The organism is Shewanella sp. HL-SH8 (genome assembly GCF_051165765.1).
GTDB lineage: Bacteria > Pseudomonadota > Gammaproteobacteria > Enterobacterales > Shewanellaceae > Shewanella > Shewanella glacialimarina.
Genome location: NZ_CP195039.1, coordinates 4053816 through 4074693, shown reverse-complemented (window position 1 = coordinate 4074693; position 20878 = coordinate 4053816). Strand labels below are relative to the sequence as shown.

Sequence of the window (20878 nt, the reverse complement as noted above, 5' to 3'; positions counted from 1 at the left end):
GTCGTTTAAGGAGTAATACATGGCGCGTGGTCATTTACATAAATTTGGTGGTTCAAGTCTTGCAGATGCGGATTGTTATCGCCGAGTCGCCCACATTTTACTGACCCATGGTCACAGCGATGACTTAATTGTTGTTTCAGCGGCAGGTAAAAGTACCAACTTTTTATATAAGCTGCTCAATTTGCGTGAAACCGGTCAGCTATGGCAAGAAGAGCTACAAGTATTAATCGGCTATCAGCAAACCTTAATCGAACAATTATTATCTAATGAGCAAGCACGTGATTTACGTGAGCGCTTGTCGACCGACAAGTCACAATTGATTAGCTTATTATCACTTGAACAGCGCAATGAATATCAAATTAGCCATGTGGTGAGTTTTGGTGAACGTTGGTCGGCAAGATTAATGGCGGCGTTATTACGTGAATCTGGTGTAGCGTCATCCCATGTAGACGCCTGTTCAATACTTGTCGCTGACGAAGGTGCTGTGCCTAATATTCGGGTAGAAGAGTCGCGAGCCAAAGTGCAGGCTTTATTAGCGGCTCATCCTAATGAGCGTTTAGTCATTACAGGGTTTATTTGTGCTAATAGTCAGGGTGAAACACTATTGCTTGGGCGAAATGGTTCTGATTTTAGCGCGACATTAATTGCCAGTTTGGCTGATATTGATCGGGTAACGATTTGGACCGATGTTGAAGGGGTATTTAATGCTGACCCGAATAAAATTAATGATGCCAAACTGCTAAAAAGCATGTCTTTGGCTGAAGCCGATCGATTAGCTAGACTGGGCTCTCCAGTATTGCATTCACGTACATTACAGCCTTTGTTCAATACCGAAGTGAGTTTAGCCGTACGCTCAAGCTATGCCTCTCACACTGATTTTACATTGATTGCCCCCCATAGTTCGTCAGCTAGTGCACCTGTGGTAACCAGTTTAAATGAAGTGGTGTTATTTAGTTTTAAAGCCGCCGCAGCGATAGATCCTTTGTTAACATTACTGACCGAAGCGGGCTTAACCCCATTGGCTTATTGGTCATTGGCGCAACATAAGTATGAATTAGCCTTTACATTAGAAAGGCAAAAGCAAGTGCAGTCTTTATTAGTGTCCCAAACTGCTGAGTTTGGTATTACGCAATTGCAGGCACAATGCGACTTGGGGCTAGTGGCTTTGGTCAGTGCCGATGCAGAATTGTATCGTAAAAGCTTTGCCCGTTTGCTAAGTCGTGATGCCAAACCTGTTTATCAAGACGGCTTAAGCCTAGTGACATTAGTGCCACAGGGGCAGGTTAGCTTACTGACTCAAAAAATACATCGCCGCTGTGCTGGCCCAAGAATGCGCATAGGCGTACTGTTGCTAGGTATAGGCAATATTGGTGAGGCGTGGATAGATTTATTTAAACGTGCTCGTTTTGGGCTAAATAAAGACTTAGAAGCCACAGTCGAATTAGTCGGTTTGGTGAGTTCTAAAAAGGCTTTTGTTGATAACGCTGGGGTTAATTTAGACAGCTGGCAGCAACAATATGAGCAACAAGGTACAGAATGGACCTATGACAGTTTGTTTGACCAATTAGAGCAACTGTCTTGCGATGAGATAGTCGCGCTTGATATCAGTGCCAGTGCCACCTTGACCTTACAATACCCACAATTGTTTGCTAAAGGTATTCATGTGGTCAGTGCTAATAAATTGGCGGGTTCAGGACCATTGCCTTTTTATCGAGAGCTAAAGCAGCAACTGTGTAATCGACGTTTATTTTGGCGCTATAACGCCAGTTGTGGTGCTGGGTTGCCTATTCAGCATGCGTTAAATGACTTACGTAATAGCGGTGACACGATTGAAGCGGTTGGCGGTATTTTTTCAGGTACTTTATGTTGGTTATTTGAAAACTATGATGGCAGTAAACCATTTTCTCAATTAGTGCTTGAGGCGAAAGAGCTGGGGATTACAGAACCTGATCCCCGTGATGATTTATCGGGTCGAGATATGCAACGAAAATTGCTTATTTTAGCGCGTGAAATTGGTTTAGCCATTGAGTTAGAAGACATTACTCTAAACTCATTAGTGCCTGAAGCATTGGCTAAATTAACATTAGCAGACTTTTTAAAGCGCATTAATGAGCTTGATGCTGAAATGCTGCAGCAATTTGTGGCCGCCGCAGAGCAAAATAAAGTGCTACGTTATGTGGCGGCATTAGATAAAGTGGGTGGTAAATTGAAAGCTGAAGTGGGCATTCAATGGGTAGACCGTAATCATCCCTATGCCAATTTAACGCCCGGCGACAATGTGTTTGTTATCCGCAGTGCATTTTATCAAGGTAATCCGCTGATTATACGTGGCCCAGGCGCGGGTAGAGAAGTCACCGCGGCAGCTGTTCAATCTGATCTAGTGCATATTTGTCGCGATTTATTGCAAGAATAATAACTTTGCTTTGACGACAACCCAGTTCAATTAAGCAAGACTCTTTTGAGTCTTGCTTTTTTTTCATCTTCAAATTGAACATTCTTCATCGTGGTTATACGTATTCAATGAATATTTATTCTTGACTTCATGGTCAGTTAAATTACTATATAGACATATAGACGTCTAAACGTCCATTATGAAGTCGCAGTAAAGTAATAGACAGTCATCATCCGAGTATTAAATCCATCGATGTTCGCATCGAAGCAGTTGAAGGAAATATAAAATGGCTTTTCATCACGCCCAGCACTCACAGTCGTTAAATCAGAGCCTATCTGAGTTAAGTGATATCAACGTGTCATTTGAATTTTTTCCACCTTCAACACCAGAAATGGAAACCATTCTGTGGAATTCTATTCGTCGTTTAGAACCATTAAACCCTAAATTTGTATCGGTAACCTACGGTGCTAATTCAGGCGTGCGCGACCGCACTCACAGTGTTATTGAGCGTATTCAAAGTGAAACTAATTTAATTGCAGCACCGCATTTAACCTTAGTGGATGCCAGCGATGAAGAGCTGATTGAACTTGCCAAACATTATTGGAATTCAGGCATTAAAGATATTGTCGCACTGCGTGGTGACTTACCCGATGGCAGCCCAAAGCCGACTCGTTTTGCTAATGATTTAGTGCGTTTACTTCGCTCAGTTGCTGATTTTGATATTTCGGTAGCGGCTTACCCAGAAGTGCATCCGGATGCGCGCAATGCTCAAGCTGATTTAATTCACCTAAAGAAGAAAATTGATGCCGGAGCAAACCGCGCAATTACTCAGTTTTTCTTTGATGTAGAGTCGTATCTTCGTTTTCGCGACCGCTGTGTTACAGCGGGTATTGATGTTGAAATCGTGCCAGGTATTTTACCGGTAACTAACTTTAAGCAAACTAAGCGTTTTGCGGATATGACTAATGTGGCTATTCCTGCATGGTTACACCGTCAGTTTGAAGGTTTAGATGATGACCCTGCCACGCGTCAATTAGTGGGTGCAAACGTGGCCATTGATACCGTAAAAGTATTAGCCCGTGAAGGGGTGAAAGACTTCCACTTTTATACTTTAAACCGTGCCGAATTGACTTATGCTATTTGCCATACCTTAGGCGTGCGCCCTAAGTAACTTCACTTGAGTTAATGACAGAATCGTTAAACTTATTAAGCCTTCGTTGTAATAGCAACGGAGGCTTATTAGTATTTAACCTCAGCGCAAAATTCAATTTTGCTGTAAGCAATTGAATATTATATTTTTAATATCGCTTATTCATCTCTTAACCCGAGTTGAGATGACTTATTAAAAATGGATGAAAAATAGTCGGTGTTAATAGGTTAAATAATCATCTATAGTTTGTCCGATGAATATAGATACGGACTTCTTAAGGGCGAGATGATGAATAAAATAATAATCGCTGCAACATTCGTGAGCAGTATGGTAAGTCTACATGTGAGCGCATCCATTCCAGAGTCTTCACCCAAAGAGTTACTACAGACTGTGCCCGTTCCGGCGCAGGTATGTGTGAGTTGTCATGGTGCTCAAGGGCAGGGACTTGATGTTGCAGGACCTAAATTAGCTGGTTTATCAGCATCCTACATGGTTAAACAGATCAAGTTGTTTCAAGTTGGGCAACGGCAAAATGCACTAATGCAGCCTATGGCGATGACGGTACAAGGAGATAATATTCAAGTAGCCGCTGACTACTTTGCCTCTCAAGCCGTCGATGACATTACGCTGCGATACCGTGGTGATAAAGTGGCGATTACAGATCCCGCCGAAAAACTCGCTTATCAAGGAGATTGGGCGCGCGATATTCCCGCCTGCTTTACTTGTCATGGTCCTTCTGCGATAGGTGCTGAGCAATTTCCGCGTTTAGCTGGCCAACAAGCCAGTTATATTAAAAGCCAGCTTGAAGCTTGGCAAAAAGGCACCCGCAAAGGCGATGCCGATAATATGATGGGTAATGTTGCCAGTAAATTAACCGCAATCGAAATTGACAAACTTGCCCACTATTTTGCATCGCTTAAGTAAGGACACGCCATGAAATCCCAATTAAACATCATCTTAGGCGCAGCAGTATTGTTTAGCTTGAATATGAATGCTGCTGTTATTGCTACAGAGCTACCTGATCGCCAGCAAGCTTTACCTTCAGTGCCTAAAGCTAAACAAACCTACCTTCAGCCAGCGGCATTGTCAGATATTCCAACAGGTGAGTTTGGCGATAAAGTTCGCTTAGGTTACCAATTATTTGTCAATACTCAGCAACTGCGTGATAAGTATGTCGGCAACCAACTTAATTGCGTTAACTGTCACCTCAACGCGGGCAATAAAGCCAATGCCTCACCTTTGTGGGGAGCATATTTTGCGTATCCGGCTTACCGTAAGAAAAACGATAAAGTAAACAGTTTTGAAGAGCGGTTACAAGGCTGTTTCACTTATTCGATGAATGGCAAAGCGCCTGAATCAGGCAGCAAAGAGTTAGTGGCGTTATCAGCTTATTCATATTGGTTGGGCATGTCTGGATTAATGCTACAGCACAATGTTGCTGGCCCTGTCCCTGAGTTAAGCGACAGTGAATTGGTCAAAGGGGCAAAACGCGATGACTTTATTTTACCTGAGGCCATCTCAAGTAAAATGGATCAAAATGCATTAGCGCAATTACCGGGTCGTGGTTATCCCGCGGTGCCTAAAGCTGAACAAGCTTATTCTCCTGAACGCGGTTTAGTGGTATATCAAGCGCATTGTCAATCTTGCCACGGGCAAGATGGTCAAGGTCAAATCATTGCCGGTGTAGCTGCTCTGCCACCAGTATGGGGAGCACAAAGTTTTAATTGGGGCGCGGGCATGCACAGAGTCAATACCGCGGCAGATTTTATCTATGAGAACATGCCTTTGGGTAAAAGTGTCCAACTGACTCCTCAACAAGCTTGGGACGTCGCGGCTTATATTAATTCGCAAGATCGCCCTCAAGACCCTAGATTTAAAGGCAATGTGGTTGAAACACAAAGCCAATATCATCAGCATGATGGTTTTTACGGTCAAAGTGTTGCAGGAACAGTATTAGGCAGTACTTCTTCTGCTAATTTTCCAAAAAAATAGTGTATAACTGACATCGTTCTAATTTGAAGTGATTGAGCTGGGCGATGTCAGTTTTCAGCAGCTATCGATTAATATTCAGCATTTAATAACAACTAGCAAAGGTATGACTTTGTCTGCAAAAAACTGCCCCATCTGTGATCAAATGAACCAATGTGTGATGGCCAGTGGGCAAGATGTTTTAACTTGTTGGTGTGTATTGTCAGATTATTCAGCGGTCGAACTGATCAAGCGCTATCAGCTAGCGTATCCTCAAGCCAGAATTAATGCGCAGCAATGTGTCTGTCAATCCTGTTTAGCCCAAATGGCACGCATGTCTTTACCTGCCTTACCCGTAGTACAAATTTTTAAGCCTTCGACATCGTGAATCAAACACCTATTTTTAGTTGCTAGATTGTTGCAAAAAATACACTAATCAAGGTACTCTAAAAAATTGCTGAAAATAATGCTTCGAGTTCGATAAATTTCAGCATTGATAAAACATAAATAACAATAAACATAATAATTTAGTTAATCATGGGATATTAAATGGAAGCGGTCACACTTTTAGTAAGTAATATTAACAGCATCGTTTGGGGTGTTCCCATGCTGGTGATGATATTAGGCGTAGGGTTATTTTTATCTATTGGTTTGAAATTTATGCCGATTTTAAAATTAGGCACAGGTTTTAAATTATTATGGTCAGGGAGAACTGTCACTGATGAAAGCGAAAAAGGTGATGTAAGCCCTTTTAATGCTTTGATGACCTCGCTTTCAGCAACCATAGGTACAGGCAATATAGCCGGTGTTGCCACTGCAATTGTCATAGGTGGCCCAGGCGCCTTGTTTTGGATGTGGTGTACTGCATTAGTAGGCATGGCAACCAAATTTGCAGAAGCGGTATTAGCGGTTAAATTTCGTGAAACCGACAGCAATGGCGATCATGTTGGCGGCCCTATGTATTACATCAAAAATGGCTTAGGCAAAAAATGGGCCTGGTTAGGCACAGCCTTTGCGTTTTTTGGTATGTTTGCAGGGTTCGGTATTGGTAATACTGTGCAATCAAATTCGGTAGCAGACGCATTAAGCAGTAACTTTGGTGTACCAAGTTGGATTACCGGTGTGGTGCTAATGGTATTAGTTGGTGCTGTGTTGATGGGCGGTATTAAACGCATTGCAGAAGTTGCCGGTAAACTTGTGCCATTAATGACGGTGTTTTATATCACTGCCGGATTAGCTGTATTAGTGGTGTATATTGATCAAGTACCAGCAGCGTTCGAGCTTATCGTTCACAGTGCATTCAACCCTGTTGCGGCACAAGGTGGATTTGCTGGCGCTGCAGTATGGGCGGCAATTCGTTTTGGTGTGGCCCGTGGTATATTCTCAAATGAAGCAGGCTTAGGCAGTGCGCCAATTGCCCACGCAGCAGCAAAAACTAACAACCCAGTTAAGCAAGGCTTAGTGGCAATGTTAGGTACGTTTATCGACACTATCATTGTTTGTTCTATCACCGGCCTGGCTATTGTTGTTACTGGCTCGTGGACATCGGGTGAAAATGGGGCGGCATTGACCTCGCTGGCATTCTCCCATGCCTTGCCTTTGGGAAATTACATTGTGGCAATTGCACTGGCTATATTTGCATTTACCACCATTTTAGGCTGGAGTTTTTACAGTGAGAAGTGCGTGCAGTACTTATTTGGTGATAAAGCGGTTAAGCCATTCCGCTTAATATTCACCTTAGTCGTACCGATTGGTGCGATTAGTTCATTAGAGTTTATTTGGCTATTAGCTGATACGTTAAATGCGATGATGGCGCTGCCAAACTTGATCGCATTGATGTTATTAAGCCCGGTAGTGTTTGGCTTAACACGTGAGTATTTTGCGAAACAAAAAGCGCTTAAAAAAGCGTTATAAGGTTAAAGCACACCCAGTGCGCGTTAATTAGGATCACATATAATAAGGATGTTGCAATGCCAGCTTTTATGGTTTTAATGTTAATGCTTATGGCGTCATTGTTACTGCAAGGATGCTCATCAATTAAATTTAATACTAATGTATTTGATGTTGGTGAACAAAACATCAGGGCTAATGATGTTGATGTCTATAGCCAGCAATACGTCTTTAATCGTCAATACAAAGACCTAGGTAATGTCGACGCGTCATATTGTCAACAGGATAGACCGACTGATTTAAATAAGACGGCGCCCAGTGATGAGTCATTGATAAAGTCTTTGAAAGCACAAGTCCAGCGAAGAGGTGCAAATGCCTTGGTAGTGCACGAGTGTAAACGCTCAAGCTATGGACAATGTAGCTTATTGATTGAGTGTCGAGGGACTGGATATCTTATTGATTGATTCTAGAGTGATTCGTTTATTGATTGATAGGACATGAAATAAAATAAGGGCAACTATGGTTGCCCTTATTTATGGATGTTAATCCGAGTTATTATCAAATTCTGAATCATCAAATAAGTCTGCTTCTGGGGTTTTGATGGTGACCTTATCAAAAGAGCGCGCAAAGTGGCGTTGCACTCCTTTTAAATCAATATTGCCAATACCTGAAGCAAATCCAAACCATGCATATAGACCACTAATGTCTGCAAACATAGGTGGAAGATACTTGGGCCCAGCAATCACACCTTCTTGATAAGCTTGATAGAGATCAGGAATATCTTCGATAGCCAGTTTACCTAAAAACAGCATAGGGATAAGTTCAGGTAAACCAGTGCTAATAGCACTGCGAATAAAGTTGATGTTTTCAACATAGCCGCGGACATAGGAAATATCTTTGGTAAAGAAACTGCCGCCTTGGACCATGCCACCACGAAATACACGCTGGGTGACTCGGTAACTGTCTTTTGAGCTTAAGTGTAGGTTTCTGAAATATCGATACACTTCGATGAAGTCCGCCCCTTGCTCCGCCATATCAACGGCTGACACCCTATCACTGATACGTCTAGCTCTTCCGGGGTTAGAGCTAAGGGTTAACATCTCCATTAATACCGCTAGACCTTCCTGTGAAGCGGTAACCCGCGGAGAACCAACACTTAACCATGTTGCATGCGGTTGGGCTCGTCCATTGAGTGTGGTGCCCACATGCACCCAACCTTCATGTACTTCATACACATTCATATCTGATTCACTGAACATGGCGCGAGTGTTTATTTTAACCGTGTCACCGCCGACCGCCGCATCTGACACAATACCATCGCTGAGTTTTACGTATATTTTATCATCATGAAAATAGTTAACCAGTCGCTGACTCAGTTGGTTTACGGCCTCTGGTGCGGTGATGATTTTAGGATGTTGTTTACTCATATGCCTTGCAGCGGGTAATGAGAAAATATGACTTAGCCTGTCACCTAGCTGGCGTAATGTATGGCGATCGCCGTGTAATTTATGACTAGCACTGCCATAAAGTTCTTGGCTGAGTTTGCCAAACATGGGTTTACCACGATTATTGAGCATGTCGATCACAATGCGATATTGGTCAACATTGGCAATGAGTATTTTACCTAGTTTATCTTTCTTACCTAAGCCCTTTTCAATCGCAGAGCGAAGACTTTTCAAGTCTTGCTGGGTTTTACCGGTATTGAAAGACACGGGAATTGAATCGTAAAAGTCAGTGCTTATTTCTGGTAGTACTTTAGTTTGTTTGGCTAAAAATTTGTCTTCGATTTCACGTGGCCATTTAATGGTGTCGAGGATTTTAATCGGTGCTTGTATACGGATTAATTCATCCGAAAAGCGGCGAATATCTTGTTGATAACGAATTAAAGCATCAGACATTGCATTACCTATGGTTTGATAAATCTGGGCAAAGTTAATCAATGTTCTCATTAATTGCTTTGATTCACCAATCGAAAATTTTCATCTGCCATGGATTATATCGGTGCAATTGCACTGGTTTATGACCTAAATAAGATGTGTTTATTACTAAGGTTATGAATTTATTATAGTAATTAGTTGGCACAATCACTGCTTTAACCTCTTATGGTAAAGAGGGAGTGATATATGGCTGCAATGAGTTTTTTAAGTGTTATCGAACGTTATCATGAGCATGAATCGGTTATTCATGAATTATTGGATTCCATTTTATTAGGATTAAGTGACGCATCTATATTTCAGAACCCGACCTCAGATAAGGTGTTTAATGAGCTAGCTAGAAGTTACCCTTTTGTGCAATTGCTGTATCTACTTGATGAAAATGGCACTCAAGTGAGCGACAACCTTGTGGTGTCTAAAGGCAAAGTTAAATTATCTGATAAAGGGCGCGATACCGACAGAAGCCATCGTCCCTATTTTACTGGTTTAGCCGAGCAAGACAGTACTCGCTATATTACTAGCCCATATTTATCGAATACGGGTGGAGGCCTGTGTGTAAGCGCCTCAAGACAGCTGTTAAATGCTAATAGTCAGCGCGTCATTGTAGTGGTTGATATTAATCTTACTCAGTTGATTGAGTTTATGATGGGTGACAGCGCAAGACGTAAAATGACGCCAATATTTAAAGCAGTATATAGTTTTATTGTGCTGGGGCTGTTCGTCTTGGTGAGTGTATTAATGTGGACGGTAGTGTCTGATATTTATCGCTTGCTGTCTGAGCCGGCGCAAAATGATCCGTTACTGCCTTTTGGTATTATTATTTTTCTAACCCTCGCATTAGCGATTTTTGATTTGGGTAAAACGATTTTGGAAGAAGAAGTGCTAATGCATAAAGATATATTTCGTCATAGTTCAACACGGCGGACTATAACGCGTTTTATTTCCACCATCTTAATCGCAATTTCGATAGAAGCTTTGCTAACTATGTTCAAAGCTTCTTTAGGAGAGAAACAATATATTGAGCCGGCAATCATGATGATGTTAGCTGTAGTTGGCTTGTTAGTTGGGCTAGGTATTTATGTTTATTTAGGGGCTAGGGCGGAGCAATTGTTGACTCAAAATCAACAACAAAAATTTAATCGCTTATCTTAAAAGTTTAGTTTATTTACCGCTATTAAAAAACAAACCATCGTGTTAACGGCTTACTGATAGCGGTTGTAACGATGGTTTTTTTATTTGTGTGATGATTATATGACTAAAAGAAGTCGTCATCACCAATGGCTTTTCTAAGTTGTGCTTGCTCAAGAAAATCTTCTAAACGCCTTTTGACTTGACGTTTATGTTGCAAATTTTCGGCTCCCTTAGCACTTCTTGGTGAAGTCATCGCTTCAATTTCTGTATCGTCAGGCACTCTTTCAGTGATATTAGCCATAATAAAACCCTCATAACCAATGGTAAACAACAGTACTAAACCAATGAGCTCTTTCTAACCAAAAAATTATCCTTAGAAAAGCAAAATATATTGTTCAAGCTGAACAGTTTTTTTTACCTTCACTATTTGAGCTTAGCAGTTATTTTCTGGCAAGCTAATTGAGAGATATAAAAGAGGGAAAGTACACGGCTTTTTATTTTAAGATTGACGATCATTGGACTCGTCATTATTAGGGTAAGGTTTAAAAATAAAAACGCCACCCTAAGGTAGCGTTAACGCAACTTAACATGCCAATGAAAATTGCTTACCTACTAGATTAGCAAACAATTCACATTGTTGTACTGCTATAGATCAAAGCCGTATGAATAACCTAAAACGACTTTTGCATCGTCATCTGCTAAATCTGTGTTAGAAACCATGAAAGATACTGTGCCGACATCTGTGTCAGCGCTCAGTGACACGTTGTAATCAGAATAGGTTTCGCTAAATAGGTCTTTAACGACATCACCCTGTGAATAGCCATAATGAACGCCTAAGCTGACTTTCTCTGTTAAAGGGAAGCTGGCATTAGCTTGTAAGTAACTCCAATCAGTTTCGCTGTCAGCGCCAGAAACCCCAGAATCAGCATTGACCACTTTTGAATAACCTAATTCTAGCCATTTCCAACCTAATACAAATGAAACTTCACCAAAATCATAGCTGCTATCAGCATCAGGGTAGGCGTAATATAAATAGCTTACGTCGTAAGTGAAATCTTCAGCAAACTCTCCAGCATAGCCTGCATAAAAGTCCGCTTCATAGGTTGCTGCATCATCAAAGTCGACATTTGATGCCCAAGTGCCAGCATAAAAACCAGACTCGTGTGCGTAATCAAGACCACCCTGCACAGCAACCGCATCATCTGTCTGGGTGACTCCGCGCCATAAGTAGTTAGACGTTGCGCCAATATTAGCGGATACTTCGGCAAAAGCTGTGCTGCTGAGTAATAGTGTGCTTGATAATGCAACTGCTTGTAATAGTGATTTTTTCATCATCTTCCCTCAAAGTTTTATTATGCATTTAACACTGTGTATGTCAGGACTTTAAAACTTCATATATCGAGACAGAGTGTTAAATGTTGGTTTATCTACTCTGAGTTAAGCGAAGGTTGTGCCAATGTTTAAATATCATATTTATCAACTAATTATTAAAATTTGAACACGTTAAAAGCCTATTGGTTGCTTTGTAATGGTGCGGCATTGCACTTGGGTTGTGCAGTAAGCTGATTTGGCGATGTTAGTTTGAGGATTGCTCGATTTGACAGAAATAGGGCATAAAAAAACCTCCGAAAGGAGGCTTTTAAAAATAACAGTTAACTTATTTTTAGTTAACGCTATCTTTTAACGTTTTACCAGCTTTGAACTTAGGTACAGTTGCAGCGGCAATTTGAATTTCTTTACCAGTTTGCGGGTTGCGACCAGTACGTGCAGCACGTTGTGAGGTTTCAAATGATCCAAAACCAACGATAGAAATTTTTTCGCCATTTTTCATCGCTTCAGTTACCGCTGCTTCAAATGATTTTAATGCACGGCCAGCTTCTGCTTTAGTTAGATCTGCGTTTTCAGCAATTTTTGCAATCAGTTCACTTTTGTTCATATTGATATTCTCTGCTTTCCATAGAAATGTTTTTAAAAACGTGGTTAACATGCCATAAGCGTTGACGCTTTAAAAGTATTTTGTCCGATAAAAGGGTAAAAAGACTGTTAAATACTCACTATGCTACTCTTCAAGCAGTTGATATAAGATCCGTTTGACTAAATTAGGTTCAAAAGGCTTATCACAAAGGGCATTAACCCCAGCGCTGGATACGTTACTTAAATGGGTGTCATTAGCCTCCGACGATACCATTAAAATAGGAATGTGTGACTGTTGGCTTTCATTACGAATATATTGCGTTAGCGCTAATCCATCAACACTGGGCATGTTGTAATCGGTAATCACTAAATCATACATATTATGCTGCATTAGATTAATAGCCTGCTGGCCATCTTCTGCTTCAGTAATAATTTTAATCCCTAAATTACCAATGGTCCGTTTAATCACGTTACGTGCTAAACGACTATCATCAACGACCAACACTCTCAGATTATGCACATCAAAATGGCTCAAATCTAATTCGTCATTACTGATTAAATCTATTGTTGAATTTAATGCGCGCGCTAAATGGTCTGAATTGAAAGGCTTAGGTAAAATAGCAACTACACCTGACTGTCTAAAAATTTCAAGTTGCTCGCGGCGGCACTCACTCGATACCAACATAAACTGAATGTCTTGGTATTCTGGTTTTTGCTTGATATACGCGAGTAAATCCGTTGCTTCGCCGTCAGGAAAGTGTAACGCGCTAGTAATTAAGTCAGGCTTATGACGAGCTATAATCGCTTTGGCATCTTCAAGTGTTGTAGCGGTTTGAATGCTAACAACGCCTTCTTGCTGTAATCGAGACATAATTATTTTTCGTTGAGTCTCAGAAGGCTCAAGCAATAAAATAGATAATTCGCTAGGGGATAAACTGTGCATTTATTGAACTCTTATTATTTTGTACCACTAGATAGACTATAGCATAGACATATAAGTAGATTACTATCAAATACGTCCTCGAAAATGAGTTTCAAGTGGTCTTTAAATACCAATATTATTTAAATACTGACGCGCTTTATGGTTTAGTGCTGCCCACCACTGCAGAGTGACCAGACTTATAGCAGCGCTTGCCACTATCCAAATAGGAATGATTTGGCCATTAAATTCAATTTTCACGTCCTCGGGAGTGATTTGATACGCGATTAACGCAGTAGTTCCCATTGCAATTAACACTAATGTTTGCAGCCCTAGGTGAAAAAAGAGCACTATTTTAGCCCATTTCGCGCGGATCAATAGACCCACTAATACGGGTAAAACACCAAGGGTTAATATGTCAAAAGTCGCATATTGAGTTGCACGCCAAAGGGCGATAATAGTAAATAAACTGTATAAAGCAATCAGTAATATAATGCCCAAGGGGCGCTTAACCTGTGTCATTTTGTTCACTTGGTTTGATGTATTTAGGATAGAATATCGCAATTTAATGGATATTGGGAAAGTTCAATGACTGAAACACAATTTTGGCAACTGGTCACCCGCACCCATGCAGACCAGTCTTCTGAACAAATCGTACAGCAATTACAGCAGTCACTAGATCCTTTAGATGATGAGTCATTAAAAGCATTTGATAAAATGTTTGGTCAGCAATTGCGCCGAAGTTATCAGTGGGCTATTTGGGGCGCAGCTTATATTGTGACGGGCTGTGATTCTGATTATGCTTTTACTGAGTTTCGTTGTTTTATTTTGTCATTAGGGCAAGAGTGGTATGACAAAATTATTGCCCAACCGGATAGCTTAGGTGATTTGGCGCAATGGCCATTAAAAGATAATTATGCTTATCCGTTTATTGAAGATTACGATTTAGTTGCGGGTCAGTTATATGAAAACCGTAATGAAGATGAATTACCGTTTGTACCTTCAGGCAATAATACGCCTGTGGGGAAAAAGTTTTCGACTAAGCCTAAAGTGTTAAAGCAGACTTACCCTAAATTAACTGCGCGATTCCCATTTTAACTCAGACTGTTTGAGGTTTAAACATGGCCTAAATGAGTCGCCCCACACCCCATAAGTGAAATTGCCCTGACAAGTCAGGGCAATTTAGATGCGTATTGAGAGTCGCTTTATGTTGGATTCGCGGCTACTTTATACAAGTAGATGTCTCATTATCATAAGATAAATCATATTGTTGACAAATTTTAGCAACATACTGGCTTTCTGCTTTGGCTACTTGTTGAGTAAGTTTTTGTTCTAACTTTAACTCTAATAGCTGTTCATTATTTTGCATTTGTTGACTCAATTGAGTGCTGTGCTGCTCCATAACGCCTCCGTGAAGATTGGATTCATTGGCTTGGCTTTGAGCTGAAACGGCTAGGCCCACGACAAGAGTGGCGAATAAAGCGGCTAAAGAAACACGTTTTGTTGAATTAGTGATCAGTTTCATTGTTATGACTCCGTAGCATTAATATTAATTAGTCACGGCGTTAGTTCCTTGAACAATCGCTAGTGTAAAGACGCTGTCTTTTTGTTGGAGTGATAGTAGCTTCAGTTTGTTGAACCAAAGCTGAACGAAGCATAAAAAAACAGCTGAATTAGAATTTTACGTTTTTAGCTGTTTTAAAACAGTACTTTAATTTATATTCTTGAAATATGCTTTATGTTAAGCAAATGTACAGGTTCATTTTGTTAAAGTAGTTTCATCAAGTAAACAAGCTATCTAAATCTATTTAAATTTTGCCTGGAGGCATGTTATGAACATTAACTATTTATTGGTAGTAGGGGCATTCGTCTGTAGCGTGGCAATTGCAGAGGAAGTTGAAGTGGTTAGCCCTATCACTGAGACAGGCATTGTTAAAGTAGAGTGGCTAGAGCCTGATAATTACAATGACATCAAGGCCTCAAATGAATTGCAATCGCGCTTTGAAAATAGATTTTTTGAGACCATGACTAAAAATATTAATAAGCAGGCAGAGAAAACGCTTAAGCCTAATCAGAAGCTTGAAATGCAGGTTTCTAATGTCGATTTAGCGGGTGATATGCGTCCTACTTTTGGTGCGACAACTGGCGACTTGCGGGTTGTTAAAGAGCTATACCCACCAAAAATGACCTTTACTTATCAAATTTTGGAAGATAATAAAGTCATTATTAGTGGCGATGAAAAATTGACTGACATGAGTTTTCTGAGCCGTATAAGTCGAATTAATGAACGTCCTTTTTCGGCTGAAACGACTATGCTAAATGATTGGCTAAAACGTACGGTTGCCCCACAACTTGAGGCACCCAAAGCGCTTTAAGCGACATGTAATTCCATTATTTGGTCCGATAACAGGTAAAGTCCGCTAACGGCGAGTTTTGCCTGTTTTTTTGCTTGAGCACTTAATGTCGACAATTGATGCTCTGTCGCATTAGTGGTAATGCTTGGAGGTAATACCCCGATACATAATGAAATCAATGGGTGATGTTGCAATTGTCCATTTCTATCCTCTGTAAATATGCTTTGGCTTTGTAAATGTTCGTCGCGATAAAATTCACTCTTATGCTGATTAAATTGCTCAATAATGTGTTTGCTGTGATCTATGGTATTGTCACAAGTGCAAATCATCACAAAATCATCCCCACCAATATGCCCTACAAAGCAGCGGTCGCTTTGATACGGCATTAATAGTTTCGCTACCACCTGAATAACTTCATCCCCACGACAAAACCCATAAATATCGTTATATGGCTTAAAGTGACACAAATCTAAATAGGCTAAATAGAATGGTTTTCGTTGAGTTCTTAACAGCTTAAGTTCCTCTTGAATAGGCACGTTACCAGGTAAATTGGTCAATGGGTTTGCGTGTCGAGCCATTTTTATGCGGTGTTCAGTGATTCTTTGCAGTAAATCTTTGGTATGACCGATACCGATGAGTTTGTGATTGCGGGTAATAATAAATTGCTGAGCGACTGTATTAGCGTTTTCTGATGTTAATAATTGACTGACTTCAGATAAAGGCCTATTGGCGTCAATTTGTAATACATGGGTGTCCATTACTGCACTTGCTGGATGATTTTCATGCAATGCACGTCCGTATGGCGTGCTAAATAGCTCTAACAATGCTGTGCGGTTAATAATGCCCTGAGGAATTTCATCCTCGATTATAACAATAGCTTGTAGTGCAGGTTGGTCTATAAACTTCTGACTAAGTTGCTTTAGTTGGGTTGTTGCTGAAGCGGTAATTGCGCCATGACAAATACTTTCCGCTGTTTCGCAGTATCGGGTGCGAGGCATGCTAGGCGCAATAACCTGGGGTTGATAATATTCCTGTGTCGGCTGGGTTTCAGGTCTGCCAAGTAGATATCCTTGGCAATAACTTATCCCTAACTGAGAAAGCATAGTGAGCTCTTCTTTTGTTTCAATGCCTTCAGCAATCACTTTGCAGGTTAAGCTTTGGCATAAATCGACAATTGAGCGAACAAACTCTTGTTTTACAGGGGTAATATCTATTTGATGAATAAAATGGCGATCAATTTTAACATAATCAGGTGCGAGTTCTGACCATAGTCTTAAGCCTGAATACCCCGCGCCTAAGTCGTCAATGGCGGTGAGGAAACCTTGATTTCGATAATGATTTAAGCAGGATTTGAGTAAGTCGATATCATCTGCGGGATATTGTTCCGATAGCTCTATGACGACATCACTCGGCGATAAGCCTAATTGCTTAATGAGCTTTAAGGTGGCGCCTTTGGGATGTGTCGGATCGAGTAACGCTTTTGGCGATATATTAATGAATAACTTGCCCGGCAATTGCCGCTGTTTAAAAGCATTAATTGATATACCGCGACAGAGCGTTTCTAATTCACTGAGTTTGTCGCAATGTTCTGCCGTTTTAAACAGGGAAGCGGGAGAGTGCAAAGTGCTATGTTGTGGACCTCTGCTTAATGCTTCAAACCCATGTAGCTTGTTGGTGCTGATATTAAAAATGGGCTGGAATACGGCATTAATATTTTGTGTATCAATGATTTCATTTAATGTATTACATAAATCGATAGAAGACATGAGGGGTATCTTACAACGGATGATAGCTTATCATAATCTTCATCAATGACAGATTTATGTCATATATCCTCACTAACAAAACAGCACTTATCGCATTGTAGAATTAAAAAATCCTGCAATGTTTAAATTGCAGGATTGAAGTATTATTTAACCACAGCTTTGGTTAAGCGCTTATTATCCCTAGTTGAGGTTATTTACTTTGCTGTTTAAATGCCTGTAATGTCTGCAGTAGAATGGCCAACTTTTTAACAAATACCTCAATCGTTTCTGGTGCTGTGTGGACACTTTCTTGTATGGTTTCAAATTCTGTGGCAAGTTCTTGAACATACGGTAAAAAGCGATTGCTGCTCTGGCTAAAGCCATGTTCTTCTGTAAATATAGCAACAAACTTACCGTGACCCGCCTTACGAAGTTCATCTAAGCGAATATCACAGTCAATGGCTTGTCTGTAAGCGACTTGCAGGTTTTCTTTTAACTGTTGAATGACTTTGGTATACGGCATAAGAGTCTCTAAATCTAACGATGCATTTTACAAATTATAAGGTTCTGACATGGATGCAACAAGGAAAACTCATCATAGTGTGAATATGAATATACAAATGTTAGCTATATTGAGTCTTAACGGGGAGAGAGTAATGCTTTTTTTTAAGCATATATTATTGATTATATTAGCAAGTTTTTTTATTTCTCCGCAGTTATATGCCGCACAAGATGATAAACCCCCGTTCTATAAAGTGACCTGGAAAAATCAGCAAGCTTATTTACTGGGCTCTATTCATGTGGGTAAGGCTGACTTTTATCCTATGGCGCCTCAAATTGAGCGTGCTTTTGAGCAAAGTGCTGCCTTGGTGCTAGAAGCTGATGTTAACAAGGCTGATACCATGGGGTTATTACAACAATACGGCTACGCAGAGGCAGCATTAATTGAGCAAGCCAAACTAGTTACAGTGAAGTATTGCCAGTCAATGGAGCAATTTTGTTTAGCGATTCAGCAATTTGCGCCTTGGCTGCAAGCTGCACAAATCAGCATGATGCGCTTTACCGCGTTAGGATATAGTGCAGAGCAAGGTGTCGACGTCTCCTTTGCTGCAATACGCCAATCCAAACCTCTATTTGAACTTGAAAGTGTGGCTTTTCAATTTGAGTTGATTTCATCTTTTAGTCGGCAAAGCCAAATTCAAATGTTAGACGAGGCGGTAAATGCCACTGATGCCGAAATGCTCGAGTTAATCGCAGCATGGCGTAACGGCGATGAAAAACAGTTAGCCAATATTATGGAGCAGCAAGCTGGAGAGTCAGGCGAGTTGTTGAGTAAATTGCTATGGCAGCGAAATCATACCATGAGTGACAAAATGCTAGTATTGATGCACCAAAAAACTCAGCAACCACTGTTTTTTATTATCGGTGCTGGTCATTTAGTCGGGCAGCAAAATATACCTCAATTGCTGCGTCAACAAGGTGCAACAGTGCAGAACTGTTGGCAGCAAAGCTGTAATTAAAGCAGCCACTATATGATTAAGGATAAATAACAAGCTCAAATGATATAGAGCAGTGCTTAGCCCTGCTTAGTTATCTTTTGAATCGAATTTAAGCTTGTTTAGCTAAAAAGTGCACATAACGACCAAGGGATAGATAGGGTTCACGCTGCGAATAAAGCAGTTCCATCTCTATCAGCTGTTTAATATCGAAATTAGGCGGTAATTGATGCTTTAAATAATCATTGATGACCCGAACACCAGACTGACAAACTATTTGTAGTTGCCATTGGTTAAACCATTGGCGGACGTCTTCGATATATAAAGGATGTGTAGGGGTTAAACCGACTTTCTTTTTAACTTTCATGTCACGCATAACATAGTCAAAGTTGCCAGAAACTAAGCTGTGAAACCGCATTGCCTCTTTGTTATAAAACATTAAAGAGAATAGGCCTTGTGGCTTTAATAAGGATAATAATCCCAGCAGTGTTGATTGTGCATCGATTAACCATTCGGCCACAGCATGGCATAAAATGATATCAAACTGGCCATTAAGCTCAGGTGTTAAAGCTTGTATAGGGCTGTGAACCAGGGTGATGTTTAACGGTGTTTCACTCGCATCAATTTGTTGTTGTGCCTCGGCCAACATCTGCGCTGAAATATCACAAAGCACCACTTCGTGTCCTAGCACAGCTAACTTTTGGCTTAATAAACCAAAACCGCCGCCAGCATCTAATATCCGTAACGGTGAATGATTTAACGCGGCCAATAAACCTATGGCAGGCTCAAGATCGCGCCACAATACAGCGGCTCTAATATCACCCTTAGTGGTGCCATAGATATTTTTAGCAAATTTTTGGCTGAGTTTATCGAAGTTAGTATCTTGCACAGTACATCTTTTTATTAGTTTGATAGGTGCTTATTCTGCAATGACTGTGGTGATGGGTAAAGCTAAAAGTAGCTGTATCTACTCATTGAACTAATGATAAATATTAAGAGTTAATTCAAGTATTTCAATTTTAGGGAAATACTGAGTTATAATATCACCACTATGGTGCAAGACGTGCCGTTTAAAAAGGGTTGTCACATTGAGTTTCGATTACAAAATTGATTTAAAAGCGATGCCATCGCTTTTTACACTTTATCGCAAAATATTCTTTAGCCGTAAACCTGGTTGGGATAAAAAACCGTTACCTAAAATTGCGATTCAAACTGATAATGTTTTTTTATCAAATGATAAAGTACGTCAATATGCTAACGTTTGTGGCTTTCAATTTGACGAGAAAGTGTTACCGCCCACTTATTTATATGTACTGGCCTTTCGTTTACATGCGGTGATATTTGCACATAAGGCGATCACCTTCCCTCTGCTTGGCATGATCCACCTTAAAAACAGTATTAGTGTACTACGGCCGGTGAAAACGAATGAGATATTAACCGTAAAGTGTCAGCTCACTAGCAGCACTGAAACAGATGCCGGCTTGGAGTTTGTGCTTGAGTCGAGTGTTTACGTTGCAGAAGAGTTAGTCTGGCAAGCGCATTCAACCTACTTGTACCGCATTGAGTCCGCCAAACGTCGTCCTCGGCCACCTCGAGCATCTGATATGGCTTGGGAAAATATACAGCAATGGCGCTTAACAGAAGATTTAGGTCGTCATTACGCCAAAGCATCAGGTGACTACAATTTAATTCATTTACACCCATTACTGTCAAAACGTTTTGGATTTGAGCGGGTACTTGCCCATGGTATGTGGTCAAAAGCACGTTGTATGGCACAGCTAATGCAATTTATTGGCGAGCGTCCATTTACAGTTGATGTGGAATTTAAATTACCCGTATTTATGCCATCAGAAGTGACTTTTGCCTATGAATCACTTGAGGATGGTAAGTGTTTTGAAATGCGTGATGTAAAGGGTAAGCGCCCTCATTTACATGGTAAAATGCGTTATCTAGATTAGGCTGCTCCCCTTGTAACCCTCAACCCT

Annotated in this window: 22 protein-coding genes; 12 read left to right on the top strand and 10 right to left on the bottom strand. The window is 40.6% G+C overall.

Annotation, left to right across the window (positions count from 1 at the left end; genetic code table 11):
• The first annotated feature begins 19 nt into the window (after positions 1-19).
• From ACRWQN_RS18080 to ACRWQN_RS18050, 7 genes are all read left to right on the top strand, one after another.
• Positions 20-2413, top strand: coding sequence for a bifunctional aspartate kinase/homoserine dehydrogenase II (locus ACRWQN_RS18080; RefSeq protein ID WP_434939232.1), 2394 nt, complete (start codon positions 20-22; stop codon positions 2411-2413).
• Positions 2414-2678: 265 nt separating this feature from the next.
• Positions 2679-3563 (top strand): methylenetetrahydrofolate reductase, encoded by an 885-nt coding sequence (gene metF, locus ACRWQN_RS18075; RefSeq protein WP_434939231.1) that lies wholly within the window; start codon positions 2679-2681, stop codon positions 3561-3563.
• A 267-nt stretch (positions 3564-3830) separates the two neighbouring features.
• Positions 3831-4466 carry a c-type cytochrome gene (locus ACRWQN_RS18070; protein ID WP_434939230.1) on the top strand — a complete coding sequence of 212 codons (636 nt, stop codon included), beginning with the start codon at positions 3831-3833 and terminating at the stop codon, positions 4464-4466.
• Between the two features lie 63 nt (positions 4467-4529).
• Positions 4530-5534, top strand: a complete 1005-nt coding sequence (locus ACRWQN_RS18065; RefSeq protein ID WP_434940696.1) for a c-type cytochrome — start codon at positions 4530-4532, stop codon at positions 5532-5534.
• A gap of 109 nt (positions 5535-5643) precedes the next feature.
• Positions 5644-5898 (top strand): cysteine-rich CWC family protein, encoded by a 255-nt coding sequence (locus tag ACRWQN_RS18060; RefSeq protein WP_434939229.1) that lies wholly within the window; start codon positions 5644-5646, stop codon positions 5896-5898.
• Between the two features lie 161 nt (positions 5899-6059).
• Positions 6060-7424 (top strand): alanine/glycine:cation symporter family protein, encoded by a 1365-nt coding sequence (locus ACRWQN_RS18055; protein WP_434927248.1) that lies wholly within the window; start codon positions 6060-6062, stop codon positions 7422-7424.
• A gap of 56 nt (positions 7425-7480) precedes the next feature.
• Positions 7481-7864, top strand: a complete 384-nt coding sequence (locus tag ACRWQN_RS18050) for a hypothetical protein (RefSeq protein WP_434927247.1) — start codon at positions 7481-7483, stop codon at positions 7862-7864.
• Positions 7865-7942: 78 nt separating this feature from the next.
• On the opposite strand, the gene ACRWQN_RS18045 is transcribed toward ACRWQN_RS18050, so the two are convergent.
• Positions 7943-9298 carry a flavohemoglobin expression-modulating QEGLA motif protein gene (locus tag ACRWQN_RS18045; RefSeq protein WP_434929143.1) on the bottom strand — a complete coding sequence of 452 codons (1356 nt, stop codon included), beginning with the start codon at positions 9296-9298 and terminating at the stop codon, positions 7943-7945.
• Positions 9299-9523: 225 nt separating this feature from the next.
• Between ACRWQN_RS18045 and ACRWQN_RS18040 the strand changes: the two genes are divergently transcribed.
• Complete coding sequence (locus tag ACRWQN_RS18040; RefSeq protein WP_434927246.1) at positions 9524-10486, top strand: PDC sensor domain-containing protein; 963 nt, start codon at positions 9524-9526, stop codon at positions 10484-10486.
• A 103-nt stretch (positions 10487-10589) separates the two neighbouring features.
• On the opposite strand, the gene ACRWQN_RS18035 is transcribed toward ACRWQN_RS18040, so the two are convergent.
• The 5 genes from ACRWQN_RS18035 to ACRWQN_RS18015 form a co-directional block, all read right to left on the bottom strand.
• Positions 10590-10766, bottom strand: coding sequence for a PA3496 family putative envelope integrity protein (locus ACRWQN_RS18035; RefSeq protein ID WP_226413119.1), 177 nt, complete (start codon positions 10764-10766; stop codon positions 10590-10592).
• 344 nt (positions 10767-11110) lie between these two features.
• Positions 11111-11797 (bottom strand): TorF family putative porin, encoded by a 687-nt coding sequence (locus ACRWQN_RS18030; protein WP_434939228.1) that lies wholly within the window; start codon positions 11795-11797, stop codon positions 11111-11113.
• Between the two features lie 331 nt (positions 11798-12128).
• A complete protein-coding gene (locus ACRWQN_RS18025; protein WP_188840938.1) occupies positions 12129-12401 on the bottom strand; it encodes an HU family DNA-binding protein in 273 nt (90 codons plus the stop codon).
• A 123-nt stretch (positions 12402-12524) separates the two neighbouring features.
• Entirely contained in the window at positions 12525-13322 is a 798-nt protein-coding gene (locus ACRWQN_RS18020; RefSeq protein ID WP_226413123.1) for a response regulator, read from the bottom strand.
• A 102-nt stretch (positions 13323-13424) separates the two neighbouring features.
• A complete protein-coding gene (locus ACRWQN_RS18015) occupies positions 13425-13820 on the bottom strand; it encodes a hypothetical protein (protein WP_434927244.1) in 396 nt (131 codons plus the stop codon).
• A gap of 66 nt (positions 13821-13886) precedes the next feature.
• Between ACRWQN_RS18015 and ACRWQN_RS18010 the strand changes: the two genes are divergently transcribed.
• Positions 13887-14396, top strand: a complete 510-nt coding sequence (locus ACRWQN_RS18010; RefSeq protein ID WP_434927243.1) for a DUF4240 domain-containing protein — start codon at positions 13887-13889, stop codon at positions 14394-14396.
• 124 nt (positions 14397-14520) lie between these two features.
• On the opposite strand, the gene ACRWQN_RS18005 is transcribed toward ACRWQN_RS18010, so the two are convergent.
• Positions 14521-14823, bottom strand: a complete 303-nt coding sequence (locus ACRWQN_RS18005) for a hypothetical protein (RefSeq protein ID WP_434927242.1) — start codon at positions 14821-14823, stop codon at positions 14521-14523.
• Positions 14824-15130: 307 nt separating this feature from the next.
• Here ACRWQN_RS18005 and ACRWQN_RS18000 point away from each other — a divergent pair, with 307 nt between their 5' ends.
• Positions 15131-15673: a DUF3016 domain-containing protein gene (locus ACRWQN_RS18000; protein WP_434939227.1), complete on the top strand. Its 543-nt coding sequence runs from the start codon at positions 15131-15133 to the stop codon at positions 15671-15673.
• Here ACRWQN_RS18000 and ACRWQN_RS17995 read toward each other — a convergent pair.
• Both ACRWQN_RS17995 and ACRWQN_RS17990 read right to left on the bottom strand, forming a co-directional pair.
• Entirely contained in the window at positions 15670-17418 is a 1749-nt protein-coding gene (locus ACRWQN_RS17995) for a GGDEF domain-containing protein (protein ID WP_434939226.1), read from the bottom strand. The two genes, ACRWQN_RS18000 and ACRWQN_RS17995, sit on opposite strands and share 4 nt — an antisense overlap.
• A 190-nt stretch (positions 17419-17608) precedes the next feature.
• Positions 17609-17920, bottom strand: a complete 312-nt coding sequence (locus ACRWQN_RS17990) for a prephenate dehydrogenase (protein ID WP_434939225.1) — start codon at positions 17918-17920, stop codon at positions 17609-17611.
• A 133-nt stretch (positions 17921-18053) separates the two neighbouring features.
• Between ACRWQN_RS17990 and ACRWQN_RS17985 the strand changes: the two genes are divergently transcribed.
• Positions 18054-18917 carry a TraB/GumN family protein gene (locus ACRWQN_RS17985; protein ID WP_434939224.1) on the top strand — a complete coding sequence of 288 codons (864 nt, stop codon included), beginning with the start codon at positions 18054-18056 and terminating at the stop codon, positions 18915-18917.
• Positions 18918-19005: 88 nt separating this feature from the next.
• Here the strand turns inward: ACRWQN_RS17985 and ACRWQN_RS17980 are convergent, their stop codons facing one another.
• Positions 19006-19782: a methyltransferase domain-containing protein gene (locus ACRWQN_RS17980; protein ID WP_434939223.1), complete on the bottom strand. Its 777-nt coding sequence runs from the start codon at positions 19780-19782 to the stop codon at positions 19006-19008.
• 232 nt (positions 19783-20014) lie between these two features.
• Here ACRWQN_RS17980 and ACRWQN_RS17975 point away from each other — a divergent pair, with 232 nt between their 5' ends.
• Positions 20015-20851 carry a MaoC family dehydratase gene (locus ACRWQN_RS17975; RefSeq protein ID WP_434929142.1) on the top strand — a complete coding sequence of 279 codons (837 nt, stop codon included), beginning with the start codon at positions 20015-20017 and terminating at the stop codon, positions 20849-20851.
• The last annotated feature ends 27 nt before the right edge of the window (positions 20852-20878 follow it).